The following is a 16,769-nucleotide window of genomic DNA, read 5'->3' on the forward strand; positions in this document are numbered from 1 at the left end:
TTCATTAATTCTCTATTTTAGAGCTTACTTATTTTGCTTAAATTCCAATAAAATAGGGGGGACAATTAGCTCCCCCCTTTAATCATAACTTACTGGGCAGCTTTCAATTTCATGAAATGCTCTTCATAAATAACGGTTTTATCCCCAACTGAATCTTGCCACTCTACTCGGTCAAGATCCTGCTGTGATGGAAATAACGCCGGAATATCTTTAAATTTTTCATTTGATTCGGCAACAGCAGTTAAATAGCCAGTATCACGTGAAATCTGCTCTGCTATATCTGGCCTTAAAAGAAAATCTATCATCTTATGAGCGGCTTCTACGTTCTTCGCCCCAGAGCTAATGGCGAAATTATCTACCCAACCGATACCGCCTTCCTTTGGAAAGACCAGCTTCAGTGGGACGCCTTCTGATTGCGTCGCAGCAGCTGAACCATTCCATAACATACCGACACCAACTTCACCTGACATATAGGGTGCGCCGGGATTATCGGAATTAAAGACCAGCACATTAGGCATCAGCTTTTTCAACTCGGCATAGGCCTGTGCAATCTGTGTTTCATCCGTTGTATTACCGGAATAACCCAATTTACGCAGAGCTATATGAAAGACCTCTCGAGTGTCATCCATTAGCATAATTTGACCTTCAAGTTCAGGTTTCCATAGATCGGCCCAACTAGTGAAATCCTCTGCATTGTACATATCAGTGTTCACGGCTAATCCAGTGATAGCGACTACATGTGGGATTGAATAGCCATTACCCGGGTCGAATGGTTTATCCAGATAATTGGTGTCTAACTTGTCAAAGTTGCTAAGTTTTGACTTGTCAATTTTTTGCAACATTCCTTCATCGCGCATTTTCGCAACGAAATAGGTTGAAGGGACAACGAGATCATAGCCTTGATTATGGGTCTTTAACTTCGCATAGAGAGTTTCATTCGACTCGTAGGTAGAATAGATAACCTTAATGCCAGTTTCGTTGGTAAATTGCTCGAGAACGCTACTGTTGATGTATGGCCCCCAGTTCATAAATACTAAGGTTTTGTTCTCACTTGCCGTTGTCGTTCCTGATAGAAGTGACAAAGCACATGCACTACCAGTTAGTAAAGTAGCCCATTTTTTCATTACATTAGCTCCAAACCAAATTCACCTATTAGGCGGTTAGATACCAGAACAGGGCGGTCAACGCCGCCCTGTTCTTAGACAAAAGCGTTGTTACTTGATCTTTTCGCGTGCAAGGATTTGCGAAGTAATTACCAAAGCAAGCGAGATGATTAACATTATTGTAGCCAATGCATTCACTTCCGGCGAGATACCGACCTTTACCATTGAATAAATTTTTAATGGCAAGATCTCGTAGGTAGGCCCAGTAACAAATGAGCTTACAATGACATCATCTAGTGATAGGGTGAAACTCAATAGCCATCCTGCCGCAATCGCTGGCTTTGCCAAAGGGAAAATTATCTTACTAAGAATAGTCCATTCGCCAGCACCCAAATCTTTAGCAGCTTCAAGCATTTTTACATCAAAGCCCTTTAACCGGCTGTATACCGTAATAACCACAAAGGGTAGACAAAATGTAATGTGCGCAATAAGAAGGGTAAGGAAACCAAGCTGAGCCCCCATAACCAAGAAAATCGCTAGTAATGAGATGGCCATAACAATGTCTGGTGACATCATCACAATAAACAACATTCCGCTAACCGCACCTTTGCCTTTAAACTGATAGCGAAAAAGCGCCACAGCTGTAAGGCTACCAATTATGGTTGCGGCAGTAGCTGAAAATACCGCTACATTAAGCGAGTGCCATGCTGCTTGCATTAAACTGTCGTTATTGAGCAGAGCGTCATACCACTTGGTCGTGATACCACCCCATTTCATCCCAAACTTATTCGCATTAAATGAGTTAGCAATAAGCACTATTATGGGTAAGTACAAAAACGCATACACCAACGAAATAAAACTAAATTTGAAAGCGCGTCCCATTATTCCAACTCCACTTTACGGTTAAGCAATTTCCCGGCTCGGTAATACGCGTACAGCATAATGGCCATTGCTAGGGTCAACGCTATGCTCGTCGCGGCGCCAAAGGGCCAATCGCGGGCATTAAGGACTTGGCTTTTGATTACATTGCCGATCAGTAGGTTTTTTGCACCACCTAATAGATCGGCGATGTAGAACATTCCTAATGCTGGTAGAAGCACCAATAAGCAACCACCTATAATACCAGGCATGGTTAATGGTAAAATTACCTTAGTCAATGTTTGCAACTTGTTGGCGCCAAGATCGCGTGCCGCTTCTATGTAGGTATGATCCAGCTTCTCGATGGCTGAATACAGTGGCAAAATCATAAACGGCAACAGGATATACACCAGACCAATCATTACCGCGTTCTCGGTGTACATAATTCGTATCGGTTTATCGATAATATCAAGCGCTATTAAACTCTTGTTCAGTATGCCTTGCGTTCCTAACACGATTTTCAAGCCATAAGTACGGATCAAAGAGTTGGTCCAAAAGGGGACAATAACTAAGAACAACATGATTGGACGCCATCTATGTGGCATCTTTGCGACAATGTATGCGAATGGATAACCGATGATTAAGCATATAACCGTCGCAATTATCGCCATATAGAAAGAGTGAAATAGGACCTTTGCATAAAGCGGGTCCATAAGGCGAGCATAATTATCGAGAGTGAATGTCATCTCGATTAGATTTGCTTCGTCTCTGGTGAGAAAGCTTGTGCCTATAATCATCACGTTGGGGATCAATACAAATAGGACCAACCAACTAACGATAAGTGTGACGATGGCGTTTTGGAGGTTAAACTTCGTTTTCATCTTTTAACACCACCTCCCAACTTTCTACCCAAGTTATCGCGACTTTCTGACCTAATGAATGATCTACGTCTGGATCGTCTTCGTTGAAAAACTCACTGACCATGACGCGCATTCCAGATTCTAACTCAACGACGGAATCAAGAGTCATGCCCTTATAGGTTCTTTCAACAATATGGCCAACGATGCCTCTATTTTCGGTTTCCTTGATTTCTTCTAAGCGCAGATCTTCAGGCCGAAGTAACACTTGTAGCCTTTCACCAGGTTCAAATTGTTGGTCGTAATAGACAACAGAATCTTTGCCTTCGATGTGTGCACGAATGGTTTTGTCGTCGAGGCGCTTGATCGCTATCGCATCGAACACGTTGATTTCACCAATAAAGCGAGCAACAAATAAGTTCTTTGGTTCTTCGTATATTTCTCGGGGAGTACCATCTTGCTCTACGACCCCATCACGCATCACGATGATGCGATCAGACATTGACAAAGCCTCTTCTTGATCATGAGTAACGAAGATAAACGTGATCCCAAGTTGACGTTGCAGTTGTTTAAGTTCGATTTGCATCTGCTTACGAAGTTTATAGTCCAGAGCGGATAGAGACTCATCAAGTAACAAAACTTTTGGCTTGTTGACCACCGCGCGTGCGATCGCAATTCGTTGTTGTTGCCCACCTGAGAGCTGATGTGGTTTTCTCTGCGCCATACTGTCTAACCGAACCATTTTAAGTGCCTCATGAACACGTGGCTCGATTTGTTGCGGATCTACTTTTTGCATGCGAAGACCAAATGCGACATTTTCGAATACTGTCATGTGAGGGAATAGCGCATAGCTCTGAAAGACAGTATTTACATGGCGCTGTTCAGCAGGGACGTCAGTAACGTCTTGGTTATCTAGGGTAATTCTACCTACATCTACGGACTCGAAACCGGCTATCATCCTCAATACGGTCGTTTTACCACAACCTGAAGGGCCAAGAATAGTGAGGAATTCACCATGGTTAACGTTTAAATTTAGGTTTGCAATGATCTCTTTACCATCGAAACTCTTACTGACACCAGAAAGCTGAATGACTGGCGCTCCTACTGATTGTTTAGCGTTCAACGTCTGTTTATCTCCACCTTGACCAGAAATAACATACTGGCCGATTGCGATACATAATTTAGCCGCGCATCATAATCACCAATTGAGTGAATTCAAAGCACTTTCTTATCTGCTAACAGAAAAAAATGTAGGTGAAACTAAACTTTGTTTACCATACTTGTTAGAAGAGCGACTTTGATGAAAATTGCGACATATCAATTGGTTAATTATCAGCCAATTAGACAATAAAGCAAGCCAAGTGCCTCGATATAGTTTAATCTTAGCCGTTATACTTAGAACAGCCATTAATTTACGTTTATTAGGCATTCATACCATTGATGCCAACTGGTAATACTATGAAAAATGATTTCGAAAAAGACATAAATATAGGCGGAAACATCGAAACCGCCTTGTCTGGGCAATACGAATTAAAAGCCTCGGCAGTATTTCAAGAAGCATGGAAGCACACAACTAGACACTTTCTCTCATTTTCACCTGCGATCATCGCTCTAATAGCGGTTCAGGTTGGTATTTTTTATATTGCGCTGCAGCTTCAGCTCGGTGATCCCTCCGTTATCCTCCAAGCTGTACAAAATCCTGAACTGCTAGATTCTAGAATTTTCCAGGCCATCTTTGTTGCAAATTTCAGTTACGAAGTGGTGAGTGCGCCAATTTTTGCGGGTATTAGTCTAATGGCGATGAGCCATTCAGTTGGGTTAATAACCAAAACGCGACATATTGCTAAAGGTCTGCAATTTACGATACCAGTCATCATAGCCACACTGTTTAGTTTGGTCTTTCAAGGTATCGCGGGTACCATCTTACCGTTGTTATCCTTATACCTATCTCTGGCCTTTAGCCAATCGATCCTGTTGATCTGCGAAAAGCAGGTCCCACCTTTGAAGTCTTTACTGCTCTCACTTCGTGCAGTGAATAAGAAAATATTTGTTCTCGCAGGTATTTACCTCGCGGTTATGGTTATGTTTGTTATTGCAGCACTATTTTATGGTATTGGTCTTATTTTCGTTCTGCCTTTCTTCTTTCATGTTAAAGGTATTGTGTACCGTGAAATGTTTGGTATTCGTTTGAAAATTGTCGCAAACCAAAGTAGTCACGAAGGGCACGACGATTCTAGTGATGATTCAGATAACGATTCTAGCGATGATTCAGATGACCAATCAAATGATGATCAACATCGAAGTGGTAAGAATAAGAACCCTGAGGTATTTGATGCTTAAACGATATATGGCTATCTCAGCGGTCGTCGCAGCTGTTGGTGGTTCTGCTTTTTTTTTCATTAATAAATCCAATGATAAAGATGAGCAATTAGTAGTAGAAAAGACAACGACATCTGTGAAGGTTGAAGTAAAGCCCGCTCATGTTGATGTCAACGAAAAGAAACGCGCGTTTTTTGATACGTTGCGTTCAGGTGTTGAATTAGAAAATCAACGAATTACCAATGAGCGTGAACGACTTCTTTCAATGAAAGAAGTCGTCAAAGAAGGGCATTCACTAAGCGCAGAACAGCAGCAGACCGCTAAACGCCTTGGGAAATTGTACAGTGCTCCATTAAGTGACAAGGTAACACAGGAGTGGCTTGATACTATGTTAAGTCGCGTTAATGTTTTACCAGAGGCATTGGTGTTAACGCAAGCCGCGAATGAGTCAGCATGGGGAACATCAAGATTCGCTATTGAAGCAAATAATTATTTTGGCCAATGGTGTTATAAAGAAGGGTGTGGACTCGTACCACTAAAACGCACACCTGGTATGACTCATGAGGTTGCTACGTTTCCTTCTGCTCAAGGTTCTATTCATGGTTACTTTATGAATGTGAATAGGAATCGAGCGTACGCCGAACTTAGACAAATACGGGACACCTTTTCAGAACAACAAATTGATGCCACATCTCCCCAAGCTGCAACTTTATTGACTAGTGGGTTGATACGGTATTCTGAGAGGGGTGAGGCATACGTCAAAGACTTACAGGCTATGATTCGTCATAATCAAGCGTTCTGGACACACAACAATTAAAACAACAATTCGAATTATGAAAGCAGTTAAAGTCGCCTTATTAGGTTTATCATTGGCCGCAACGAGTATCGCAGTCAATGCCCAGGAATATCGCTTCACCTATTCAAAACTCTATTCTCAAATGAAAAACAACGCTAAGGAAGGACATGAAGAAGTCAAGGTCGGCTTCTTCTTTGTTGATGCTCTTTCTCAACAGTTGTGTCCAATTGAGAAAGCTTGGATGGAGAAAGAAGAGCACTATGAAAAGCTCAAGTCATCACAATATAACGAACTTTTGATCCCTTTGGATAAAAATCTCAAAAGCGCGAATCCATTGGTGTTTGTGCATACACCTAAAGATAGGCAATGTGATTTCTCTATGGTTGTTATGACGAAAAAACCGCTACAAGGTGAAGTTAATTTTGAAGATGTTGAACGCTTACTTCCTCAAATGCAGGTTATGCTTGAGGATCTAGGGGGCATGTTTGCCTCTTGGTTTACTCCAACGGTTGAAGGACTTACATTGGAGTTCGATGGGCTAAAAGAAGGTTCGATCAATTTATCAAATGGAAAAGTAATTGATATTTATGGCGGTAAAGCACAGGTACTGCTTAGCGAAATCGGTGAGGGGGGCTCAATGACGCTTCCTAGGAAGACTTCTAGAGTACTACCGTACATACCGGCAGAATAAAAAAAGGGGCTTAAAGCCCCTTTTCTAAAAATTGCTGTTTATTCGACATTCGCAACGTCGAGTTTCAAGCTTGGGTCAAACTCCATCACAGTCTCTGCCGATGGCTGAGAGTCAAACTCTTCTTTATCAAAGCCGATATCTCCGCCATTAATAACACCGGAGTCTTTATCGATTGATTTGAAATCAAACAATTCGTAGTCAGCAAGGTGACTCGGTACCACATTCTGCATTGCACGAAACATTGATTCGATACGACCTGGAAATTGCTTATCCCAAGTGTTGAGCATTTGCTTAATGTTTTGTCTTTGTAGGTTAGGCTGAGAACCGCAAAGGTTACAAGGAATAATTGGATACTCTTTCATATCGGCATATTTAATGATGTCTTTTTCTCGACAATAGGCCAACGGACGAATTACAACATGCTCCCCGTTATCTGAAACCAGTTTTGGTGGCATTGCTTTGAGCTTACCACCGTGGAACATGTTTAAGAACAAAGTTTCAATGATGTCATCACGGTGGTGGCCCAATGCAATCTTAGTGGCACCAATTTCTTTAGCATGACGATATAGAATACCGCGACGAAGTCGAGAACAAAGGGAACAGGTTGTTTTGCCTTCTGGTATCTTGTCCTGAACAATAGAGTAAGTATCTTCTTCGATGATGGTGTACTCAACGCCAAGGCTTTTAAGGTACTCTGGTAGAATATGTTCGGGAAAACCAGGTTGTTTTTGGTCTAGGTTAACCGCTACAAGTTGAAATGAGACAGGAGCACTTTTTTGCAGACTCATCAATATGTCCAACATCGTAAAGCTGTCTTTACCACCGGATAAACAAACCATGATTTTATCGCCGTCTTCAATCATATTGAAGTCAGCAATCGCTTGTCCGGTATTACGACGGATACGTTTTTGTAGCTTGTTGAAGTTATATTGTTGCGCCTTAGTGCGCTCTTGAGTTTGCTCAGTCATCGTAGCTTAGCTCTATCTCGTGCATCGAATCAAAATGAATTGCGTATGATACGTATAAATCGCCAAGATGCTAGATAAAATTAAGTCGTGTGATGTTTTCAATAAGTTAGCTCCGCGAAATGCGGAGCTATTGGGTAGAGTCGGTTGGCTTAGTTATTTTCTGGATCTAATGGGCTAATGTAACCCTGAGGTTTAAGAGCGAGAACATCACAATTAATTTTATCGATGACATTTTCAGCAGTATTACCTATGAACACAGCAGAGAGTCCCGTACGTCCGGTTGTGCCCAAGATAACCATTGCCACATCAAGTTTACTGGCGATCTCAGGGATAATGTCTTCGGGTAGACCTTGCTCAACAATAGTATGCTCTTCATCATAACCATGCTTCTGTCTGAGCGCTTTCATTGCGGTTAGATGATGGCCCCTAACCGCATCAGTATAGGTGGCAGGATCAAACTCAGGCAATTCAATTGTGATATTGGCGGGCGTCACTGGATAAGCGTTGACTAGGTAACCCGTTGCTCCTAAACGGTCGGTCAGACTATCTAGTTGTCTTACCATACAATCATTAAGATCTATATGGGTAGGGTTTTCAGATCCAACATGTACAGATGCCACAATATTGGCATTTTTTGGCCAATCTGAGTTTTTAACCAACAAAACAGGAACCGGACACTTTCGAAGAAGGTGCCAATCGGTTGGAGTAAATATGACCGACTCTAGAATGTCATGCTTTCTGGTTCCCTTGATAACAATATCGTGGCTGCCACCGAATACTTCTTCGACGATCGCAGCATAGGGTCGATTGTGCCACACGACTTTCACATCAAATTCAAAGCTATCGTCAATAAAGGGCTGTGCGATACTGCGCATCCACTCTTCGCGCTGTGAAATAACGCCTTTGCGCATCGCATCACGTTCATCATGCGATAGCATAGAGGTCATATCGTAAGAGAAATCATAAATAGATAAGAAAAACGTAATATGACTTTTCGATACACTTTTTTTCGCAAGTTGAACAGCTCGTGCAAGTGCTGGCTGTTCATCGCTGTTCAAGTTGGCAACGACGAGGATCTTGCTGTAAATACTCATAAAAACTCCCTACCTAACGGGCTGTTACCTTATTTCTACTTTAGCGCAGTTTTATGAATATGATTAGAAAAATGGGAAGTTCGAGGGGAGGAGTTTGAAGTGGCTCATTAAACGAGCCACTTTATGGTGACAGGTTAATCGCGAGACACACCAGCTAAATCCATAAGAGCATCGTGATCGATGATTGTTATGTACTTGCCTTTAACACCTAAGATCTCAGATTTTTGGAAACGGCCTAGCAAACGACTGATTGTTTCAACGGTCAAGCCCAGGTAGTTACCGATATCGCCACGGGTCATTGTCAGGCGAAATTCTCTCGGACTAAAGCCACGTTGTGAGAACCGTGTGGAAAGGTTATATAAAAATGCCGCCAGTCTTTCCTCTGCGTTCTTTTTAGATAGCAAAAGAATCATTTCCTGGTCACCTTTAATCTCATTTGACATCAAACGCATGATTTGTTGACGAAGTTTAGGCATCTTTCCTGAAAGGTCATCGAGAATCTCATAAGGTATTTCGCATACCATAGAGGTTTCGAGCGCTTGAGCAAAACTCGGGTGGCTATCATCAGTAATTGCGTCAAAGCCAACAAGATCACCCGCTAGGTGAAAAGCTGTGATCTGTTCGTCACCTTGTTCGGTAATGGTATAGCTCTTGATCGTCCCAGATCGAATAGCGTACAGAGACTTAAGATCGTCTCCAGCTTTGAACAATTCTTGTCCTTTTTGGATCGGTTTTTTACGTTCGATAATCTGATCTAATTGATCAAGTTCCGACTCATTAAGAGTAAACGGAATACAAAGCTGACTAATACTACAATCTTGGCAATGGATAGCACATCCGCCTGATTGGATTCTCTTTGTAGTAGGTTTTTCAGAAATCATAACAACCTTTCACTATTTGATATACATCAATATTTTACCACCCATTACCTCTAAAGGGTAGTTAAAAAATCAATGATAAAACAATCAGCTATTAGTTTGATGATAGAATTATTACCGAACCATAACCTGTATATAGCCCAAAAAGTAGTATTGAAAGTGCAGCAATGTTACGAAAGATCAGGGAATTTTGTAACTGTTTTAACTTGTTAGCCTGACTTCCAACTAGAAGCATTGCAGGGAGAGTACCTAAACCAAAAAATAACATAGTTAATGCGCCACCTAATGCACTTCCAGAAACAGCGGCCCAAGTGAGTATCGAGTAGACTAACCCACAAGGGAGCCAGCCCCAAATGAAACCAAAAGGAATGGCATGAGCGGGCGTTTTTAGAGGTAGACACTTTTGACCAAGAGGTGAGACTACTCGCCAAACATTTTTTCCCAGTTTTTCGACCATAAGCAGGCCGTTCCACCATTTACCAACGTAACAAGCGAGGAGGATCATAAATAGTGCCGCAATCAACCTTAGTACAACCAACACATGGTTAAACTCGGAGAGCGCAACAATGGAAGCAATAGCGCCACCGACCAATGCGCCAATGAGGCTATAGCTAACTAATCTACCAAGGTTGTAATTTAACGAGACTAACAGTGCCGGTGGCGTTGCTTGGGCTTTAGCCGAAGGGAGAGTCAATAGTGATGCGATACCACCACACATTCCCATACAATGACCTGCGCCTAATAGCCCGATAGTAAATGCACCGACTAGGTCAATGGTCACTGTGTATCGGCCTTTTCATTTTTAGGAGAGGTTGATGTGTTGACATCCTCGTCGAACAAGATGTTGTGTCCTTGCCTCTCTAAATCTTCGAATTGCTCGTTTTTTACGGCCCAAAGGAAAATACCCACGGCAATACAGACAAGCACAATGGCGATAGGGATTAAGAGATAAAGGCTTTCCATATGATTACTTTTCCTCTTTGAGCAAACGTAGAGAGTTCGATACTACAATAATTGAGCTTGCAGACATACCAACAACTGCAATATAGGGAGCAACAAGTCCTGCAACAGCCAATGGCAAAATTAAGACATTGTAACCCAAGGACCACGCTAGGTTCTCCCGAATGATCTTCCGCGTTTTAATTGCAAGTTCCCTCGCTTTAAGTAACTTATCTAAACGGTCACCAAGTAATACGAGATCAGCGGACGCTTTAGCGACATCAGTGCCACCCCCCATAGCAACAGACAAATGTGCCCCGGCTAGGGTAGGTGCATCATTGATACCATCACCGACCATCATTGTTATGTCACTGTCACTTAAGCTTTTAAGGAAATTGAGCTTATCTTCAGGAGAGGCATTCGAAACAACGTCTTGAATACCAACTTCATTGGCGACAAGGCTGGCATTTATGTCACTGTCACCGGTAAGCAGGGTCACTTTGATATTGGCTGCTCTAATTTGCGCAATAAAATCTGCGGTTTCTTTTCGTATAGGATCACGATAATAGAAACTGGCTGCATGCACTCCGTCGATAGCCATATAAACACAATTACTTTGGCGAGCAGACTTACCTAAAACGTATCGAGCATTACCAATTTTGACTTGCTTTCCTTCAATAACCCCTTCGAGTCCAGAGCCAATAATATTCCGAACCTCTGATACTTGCATAGATGGATCAAAATAAGACCTAAAGGCCTTGGCTATAGGATGGTTAGCATTTGCTTCAAGGCCTGCGGCCATTTTAAGGCATTGAGTTTCGTTATAGTTGGTGTAAGTTTCTGTACTGGCTATCTCTATATCACCGTGCGTCAAAGTACCCGTTTTATCAATTACTAGGTGATTAATTTTGCACAAAGTTTCAAAGACATGACCGCGACGAGAGAGTATACCAAAGCCTCCCATACGAGAACTGGAGCAGGTTATGGCTGTAGGTGTTGCTAAAGAAAGAGCGCAAGGGCAGGTGGCAACAAGAACGGAAAGCATGATCCAGAAAGCATCATCGGGTTTACTTTGGTGCCAATAAGCCCATGTTGCCGCGGCAATAATCAGAATGATAGCAACAAAGTAACGAGCGACGATATCAGCAATTTCAGCAATTTTTGGTTTACTTAGCTGAGCTTCGTCCTGGAGCCGAACGATCTTAGAAATCATAGAGTCAGCTTTACTAGAAACCACTTCAAGTTCAAACGCCTCTTCACCATTTAAAGTGCCAGCAAATACGGTGTCCGATAATTTTTTAACGACTGGGAGCGATTCACCGGTTAACATTGACTCGTCAATATAAACACGTCCAGAAAGTAACATACCATCGGCCGGTATGTGCTCGCCCGGCAATACCTTGATTCGGTCTCCAAGCTTAAGGGTTTTAACAGGGACCTGAGTACCGTCTACTTTCGTTGCAATTGCTGGTATTAGCTTTAATAGGTTACCACTTGCCGCTGCAGCCTTGCGGCGAGCTCTCATTTCCAAGAACCGTCCAAGCAGCAAGAAGAAGGTGAACATGGAAATCGACTCAAAGAACACTTCACCTTGTTCAGTAACTGTTGCAACTAAGCTAGCGATGTAAGCAAAAATTAAGGCAATTGAAACTGGAACATCCATACCTAGAGTTCTGCCTCTTAGACTTCTCCATGCATTGATATAAAATGGTAGTGCTGAGTAAAGCAATACTGGTGTCGCAAAAATCAAGCTAACCCAACGAAAGTAGCTTTTAAATTCAGGTTCAAGATTTCCAAAGACTTCCAAGTAGAGAGCAACAGCAAGCATCATCACTTGCATCGTGGCAAGACCTGCGATACCAAGTCGATACAGGTATTGCTTCATAGTCTGGTGATAACTGGCTTCTTGCTTATCTGCTTCAAAGGGTGCGGCTTTATAGCCAAGAGCGTGGATCGATGAAAGTAGATCACTTAATTTGACCTTACTATCATCCCAACGCATCAAGGCGCGGTTTGTTGTAGTATTGACGCGCATCGAAATCAGCCCGTCTTTATTCGACATCTTTCGTTCAATAAGCCACGCACATGCCGCACAAGAAATACCATCAAGTGACAATGTCACTTCTTTGGAATCAGCGCTGCTTCTAACAAATTCTGCCTGTACGTCTTCGTTGTCATAATGGATAAGTGAACGTAGCTGTTCAGGAACAAGTTCTGCTTTTTCTGCAGGTGCAGTACGATATTGGTAATAAGAGACAAGACCCGACTCTACGATAGTTTGTGCCACACTTTCACAACCAGGGCAGCACATTTGACGAATTTCACCGAGAATTTCAACGTTGAAGTCCGTGTTTACTGGTACATCTTCACCGCAGTGATAACACGATTCACACATAGTATTAATCTAATAAAATTGTTTCTGTAGTGGATGGGAAAGTCACGCGTCCTTGCACAAGCCAGGCTTCGTCATGAGGCTGAAGCTCTACAAACCATGGACCTTGCACTTCATGACCTAAGTTTAGTCGATAGTTACCAGACGCATCCGCTGTCACAAGCTGTTGAAAATCCCTATCCGGTAATGTTCTATGTGTAAACGTTGCGGTTATCGCAGGGAAATGAACCAAACTGCCTTTAACAAAGCGAATCACAATTTCATTGTCTTGAGATGAGACAGCGGCATTGAGTCCAAGATCACGTGCAACGGTGATTTTCGACAAATCAATGTTAATCCCTTTGCCTTTTTTATAGTAATCCTCAGCAACCAAATTAACCGAGTTTTGCGAAAAAATCGCGACCGTGTACAACGTACCCACAACAACAGAAAGAGGAAGGGCAATGAGGAACCACGGCCAAAATTGTTTATACCAAGGCTTTACCATAAAAAAGTTCTCTACAACTGACTAAGAATATGTAATTTATCGAGGAAAGACAGCCCCTTGCAAGGGGCTGTTATTGAAATGTTACTTATTTTTCAGAATTGCTTAGGCTCCAGACATAAGCGGCAACAAGTTGAACTTTGTCTTCACCTAAAATGTCTTTCCATGCCGGCATGACACCAGAACGGCCATTCATAACCGTTTCAGTAACGTCAGCACGAGAATCGCCGAACAACCAAACTTGGTCTGTCAGATCTGGTGCACCAACTGCTGGGTTACCTTTGCCGTCTGTACCGTGACAAGCTGCACACACAACAAAGCGAGATTTACCCGCTTCCGCCTCACGTGCATTCACTTTACGACCAGAAAGGCTAAGCGTGTAGCTAACAACTTCACGCACGCCATCTTCACCCAAAGCATCTTTCCATGCTGGCATTTGACCAACGCGACCGTGCAGCAATGTTGTGACGATGGCTTCAGGCTCGCCGCCGTACAGCCATGCATCGTCAGTTAGGTTAGGGAAACCTTTCTGACCACGAGCATCAGAGCCGTGACATTGAGAACAGTTTTGTAGATACAAACGTTGACCAACTTTAAGTGCTTCATTGTCTGCTGCAATTTCAGGAATAGGGCGGAAGCCATTTCCATCATCATTGTAAGCAAGCTTTCTGAAAGCTTCGCCGAAGTATGTATCAGCATCATCTAACTCTTTTGCATATTGCACGAGTTGTTTGTTTTGCTGAGACGCTTCAATCGATGCTTTTGATTCTGCGATAGAACGAACGGTTTGATCCGAACTTTGCCAACCAAGAACACCTTTGAAGTTACCTAGGCCAGGGTAAAGCGTTAAATAAATAGCGGCAAAAATAAACGTGCCGATAAACAGATAGCTCCACCATTTTGGTAACGGGTTGTTGAGTTCACGAATACCATCGTATTCGTGTCCCATATCCTCACCTTCTTCTACGCCCACTTTGTCGCTAATGCACCAATATAAAATGGCTGCACAACCGACCAGCGTACCGACAGTGATGACAATAATCCAAAGACTCCAGAATGTAGTCATTACTTAGTCACTCCTTTTTCCTTGGAGGTTGGTGCTTGTTCGTCAGCAAATACTAGATTTGCATCTTCGTCGAAGCGAGCTTTACGGTTTTTTCCGTACGCCCACCAAACAACGCCGATGAAGCTAACGAATAACACTATGGTCCAAATACTGTGAATCGTACCGATATCCATAATTCCTCCTTACTTCATCGCGTGGCCCAAAGACTGAAGGTAAGCAATGATGGCATCCATCTCTGTTTTACCTTCTACATCTTTAGACGCATTCGCGATTTGCTCGTCAGTGTATGGAACACCGAATTGATTACGGAAAATCTCTAGTTTTTTCTGCGTTAGCTTTCCATCGAGAATATTTTCCTCAAGCCAAGGGAAGCCAGGCATGTTTGATTCAGGAACCAATTCACGAGGGTCGATAAGGTGTACACGATGCCATTCATCAGAATAACGTCCACCAACACGCGCTAGATCAGGACCTGTACGTTTTGAACCCCACAAGAATGGGTGCTCCCAAACGTGTTCACCAGCAACAGAGTAGTGACCGTAACGCTCAGTCTCTGAACGGAAAGGACGAATCATCTGACTGTGGCAGACATTACAACCTTCACGGATGTAGATATCACGACCTTCCATTTCAAGAGCGCTGTAGGCACGTAAGTTTTCTACAGGTTCTGTCGTTTGCTTTTGGAAAATCAGTGGCGTGATTTCTACCAACGCACCTAAGCTGATTGCGAAAACAATCAAAATAGCCAGTAAGCCAACATTACGTTCAACGATTTCGTGGCGATTGTTCGAATTTGAGCTCATTCTTAAATCCCCTTATGCCGGTTGAGAAATAGCTTTGAGGCTATTCTTTGGCGCTGTGATTGTCTTATAAGCGTTGTATGCCATTAAGAACATACCAGCTAGGAAGATGAAACCACCAATGAAACGAACGGTATAGTACGGGTAAGATGCTTGTACTGACTCAACAAAGCTGTATGTCAATGTACCGTCTGAATTAACAGCGCGCCACATCAGACCTTGCATCACACCAGAAATCCACATCGCGACGATATAAAGAACAGTACCAATTGTCGCCAACCAGAAGTGAGCGTTGATCAGGCTAACAGAGTACATACGTTCTTGATTAAATAGGCGAGGGATCAAGTGGTAAACCGAACCAATAGAAACCATAGCAACCCAACCTAACGCACCAGAGTGAACGTGACCAATAGTCCAGTCTGTGTAGTGAGACAATGCGTTAACCGTCTTAATTGACATCATCGGGCCTTCGAAGGTAGACATACCATAGAAAGATAGAGATACAATCAAGAAACGAAGAATCGGGTCATAGCGAAGTTTGTGCCACGCACCAGACAGGGTCATGATACCGTTGATCATACCACCCCAAGAAGGAGCGAATAACACCAATGACATTACCATACCCAGAGACTGAGTCCAGTCAGGTAGAGCTGTGTAATGTAGGTGGTGTGGACCAGCCCAAATATACAGTGAAACTAGTGCCCAAAAGTGTACGATTGACAAACGATAGGAATATACCGGGCGTTCTGCTTGTTTTGGTACAAAGTAATACATCATACCAAGGAAACCAGCTGTGAGTAGGAAACCTACAGCGTTGTGTCCATACCACCACTGTACCATCGCATCGACAGCACCTGAGTAGACGGAGTACGATTTACCCGCAGAGACAGGGATTGCCATACTATTGACAATGTGAAGAACGGCAACGGTGATAATAAATGCACCGAAGAACCAGTTGGCAACGTAAATATGCGAAGTGTTACGTTTAATTAGTGTTCCAAAGAACACAACGGCGTAACTCACCCATACAACAGCGATCGCAATATCGATCGGCCATTCTAATTCAGCATACTCTTTACCTGAAGTGAAACCCAAAGGTAAGGTGATTGCTGCTGCTAAAATAATTGCCTGCCATCCCCAGAACGTGAACGCGACGAGAGGGCCCCCAAATAGTCTGGTTTGACAAGTACGCTGTACAACATAATAAGATGTTGCAAACAGAGCACTCGTACCAAACGCAAAAATTACCGCATTAGTATGCAATGGACGTAATCTACTGTACGTCAACCACGGCGTATCAAAGTTTAGCTGTGGCCAAACTAATTGAGCGGCAATCAAAACACCAACAGCCATGCCAACAATACCCCATAGAATGGTCACAAGGGTAAACTGACGAACGACTGTATAGTTGTAGTTTTGTTCAAGCTGCTTTTCTTGGCTCATTAACATGCTTCCAATTTCTAATTAACTACACTTTACTTCCAACACGACACATGTCGTAATGCTACCCAAACTCACATTAGA

18 protein-coding genes are annotated in these 16,769 nt (G+C 42.8%); 3 read left to right on the forward strand and 15 right to left on the reverse strand.

What is annotated here, in order from left to right; genetic code table 11:
• Positions 1–89: 89 nt before the first annotated feature.
• The 4 genes from LNL84_RS07005 to potA all read right to left on the reverse strand — a co-directional run bounded on the left by LNL84_RS07005 (position 90) and on the right by potA (position 3,971).
• The gene (locus tag LNL84_RS07005) at positions 90–1,124 is read right to left on the reverse strand and encodes an extracellular solute-binding protein (RefSeq protein WP_244356253.1); all 1,035 of its coding nucleotides are present in this window, start codon (positions 1,122–1,124) and stop codon (positions 90–92) included.
• A gap of 90 nt (positions 1,125–1,214) precedes the next feature.
• Positions 1,215–1,985 carry a spermidine/putrescine ABC transporter permease PotC gene (potC, locus tag LNL84_RS07010; RefSeq protein WP_244356257.1) on the reverse strand — a complete coding sequence of 257 codons (771 nt, stop codon included), beginning with the start codon at positions 1,983–1,985 and terminating at the stop codon, positions 1,215–1,217.
• Positions 1,985–2,842 carry a spermidine/putrescine ABC transporter permease PotB gene (gene potB, locus LNL84_RS07015; protein ID WP_244356262.1) on the reverse strand — a complete coding sequence of 286 codons (858 nt, stop codon included), beginning with the start codon at positions 2,840–2,842 and terminating at the stop codon, positions 1,985–1,987. Before potB ends, potC begins: the two co-directional genes overlap by 1 nt.
• Positions 2,826–3,971 carry a spermidine/putrescine ABC transporter ATP-binding protein PotA gene (potA, locus tag LNL84_RS07020; RefSeq protein WP_244356628.1) on the reverse strand — a complete coding sequence of 382 codons (1,146 nt, stop codon included), beginning with the start codon at positions 3,969–3,971 and terminating at the stop codon, positions 2,826–2,828. Before potA ends, potB begins: the two co-directional genes overlap by 17 nt.
• A 305-nt stretch (positions 3,972–4,276) precedes the next feature.
• Between potA and LNL84_RS07025 the strand changes: the two genes are divergently transcribed.
• From LNL84_RS07025 to LNL84_RS07035, 3 genes are read left to right on the forward strand one after another with little or no spacing between them, the layout of a single operon-like run.
• Complete coding sequence (locus LNL84_RS07025; RefSeq protein WP_244356264.1) at positions 4,277–5,158, forward strand: hypothetical protein; 882 nt, start codon at positions 4,277–4,279, stop codon at positions 5,156–5,158.
• Positions 5,151–5,954 carry a glucosaminidase domain-containing protein gene (locus LNL84_RS07030; RefSeq protein ID WP_244356266.1) on the forward strand — a complete coding sequence of 268 codons (804 nt, stop codon included), beginning with the start codon at positions 5,151–5,153 and terminating at the stop codon, positions 5,952–5,954. Before LNL84_RS07025 ends, LNL84_RS07030 begins: the two co-directional genes overlap by 8 nt.
• A 16-nt stretch (positions 5,955–5,970) precedes the next feature.
• Positions 5,971–6,624 carry a DUF2987 domain-containing protein gene (locus LNL84_RS07035; protein ID WP_244356268.1) on the forward strand — a complete coding sequence of 218 codons (654 nt, stop codon included), beginning with the start codon at positions 5,971–5,973 and terminating at the stop codon, positions 6,622–6,624.
• A gap of 38 nt (positions 6,625–6,662) precedes the next feature.
• On the opposite strand, the gene ttcA is transcribed toward LNL84_RS07035, so the two are convergent.
• The 11 genes from ttcA to ccoN all read right to left on the reverse strand — a co-directional run bounded on the left by ttcA (position 6,663) and on the right by ccoN (position 16,688).
• Positions 6,663–7,592, reverse strand: a complete 930-nt coding sequence (gene ttcA, locus LNL84_RS07040; RefSeq protein ID WP_244356270.1) for a tRNA 2-thiocytidine(32) synthetase TtcA — start codon at positions 7,590–7,592, stop codon at positions 6,663–6,665.
• Positions 7,593–7,741: 149 nt separating this feature from the next.
• A complete protein-coding gene (gene uspE / locus LNL84_RS07045; protein ID WP_244356272.1) occupies positions 7,742–8,686 on the reverse strand; it encodes a universal stress protein UspE in 945 nt (314 codons plus the stop codon).
• A gap of 134 nt (positions 8,687–8,820) precedes the next feature.
• Positions 8,821–9,567, reverse strand: coding sequence for an FNR family transcription factor (locus LNL84_RS07050; RefSeq protein WP_244356274.1), 747 nt, complete (start codon positions 9,565–9,567; stop codon positions 8,821–8,823).
• Between the two features lie 91 nt (positions 9,568–9,658).
• On the reverse strand, positions 9,659–10,345 hold the full coding sequence (locus tag LNL84_RS07055) for a sulfite exporter TauE/SafE family protein (protein WP_244356276.1): 687 nt from the start codon (positions 10,343–10,345) through the stop codon (positions 9,659–9,661).
• Positions 10,342–10,527 (reverse strand): cbb3-type cytochrome oxidase assembly protein CcoS, encoded by a 186-nt coding sequence (gene ccoS / locus LNL84_RS07060; RefSeq protein ID WP_341829451.1) that lies wholly within the window; start codon positions 10,525–10,527, stop codon positions 10,342–10,344. Before ccoS ends, LNL84_RS07055 begins: the two co-directional genes overlap by 4 nt.
• Before the next feature lie 4 nt (positions 10,528–10,531).
• Entirely contained in the window at positions 10,532–12,898 is a 2,367-nt protein-coding gene (locus tag LNL84_RS07065) for a heavy metal translocating P-type ATPase (protein WP_244356278.1), read from the reverse strand.
• Positions 12,899–12,902: 4 nt separating this feature from the next.
• Positions 12,903–13,382, reverse strand: a complete 480-nt coding sequence (locus LNL84_RS07070) for a FixH family protein (RefSeq protein ID WP_244356280.1) — start codon at positions 13,380–13,382, stop codon at positions 12,903–12,905.
• Positions 13,383–13,467: 85 nt separating this feature from the next.
• Positions 13,468–14,445, reverse strand: a complete 978-nt coding sequence (ccoP, locus tag LNL84_RS07075; protein ID WP_244356282.1) for a cytochrome-c oxidase, cbb3-type subunit III — start codon at positions 14,443–14,445, stop codon at positions 13,468–13,470.
• On the reverse strand, positions 14,445–14,618 hold the full coding sequence (locus LNL84_RS07080; RefSeq protein WP_244356284.1) for a cbb3-type cytochrome oxidase subunit 3: 174 nt from the start codon (positions 14,616–14,618) through the stop codon (positions 14,445–14,447). The genes ccoP and LNL84_RS07080 overlap by 1 nt, the downstream gene beginning before the upstream one ends.
• Before the next feature lie 9 nt (positions 14,619–14,627).
• Entirely contained in the window at positions 14,628–15,248 is a 621-nt protein-coding gene (gene ccoO, locus LNL84_RS07085) for a cytochrome-c oxidase, cbb3-type subunit II (protein WP_244356286.1), read from the reverse strand.
• A 12-nt stretch (positions 15,249–15,260) separates the two neighbouring features.
• Entirely contained in the window at positions 15,261–16,688 is a 1,428-nt protein-coding gene (gene ccoN / locus LNL84_RS07090) for a cytochrome-c oxidase, cbb3-type subunit I (RefSeq protein WP_244356288.1), read from the reverse strand.
• Positions 16,689–16,769: the final 81 nt, after the last annotated feature.

The organism is Vibrio gelatinilyticus, assembly GCF_022836845.1.
Classification (GTDB): Bacteria; Pseudomonadota; Gammaproteobacteria; order Enterobacterales; family Vibrionaceae; genus Vibrio; species Vibrio gelatinilyticus.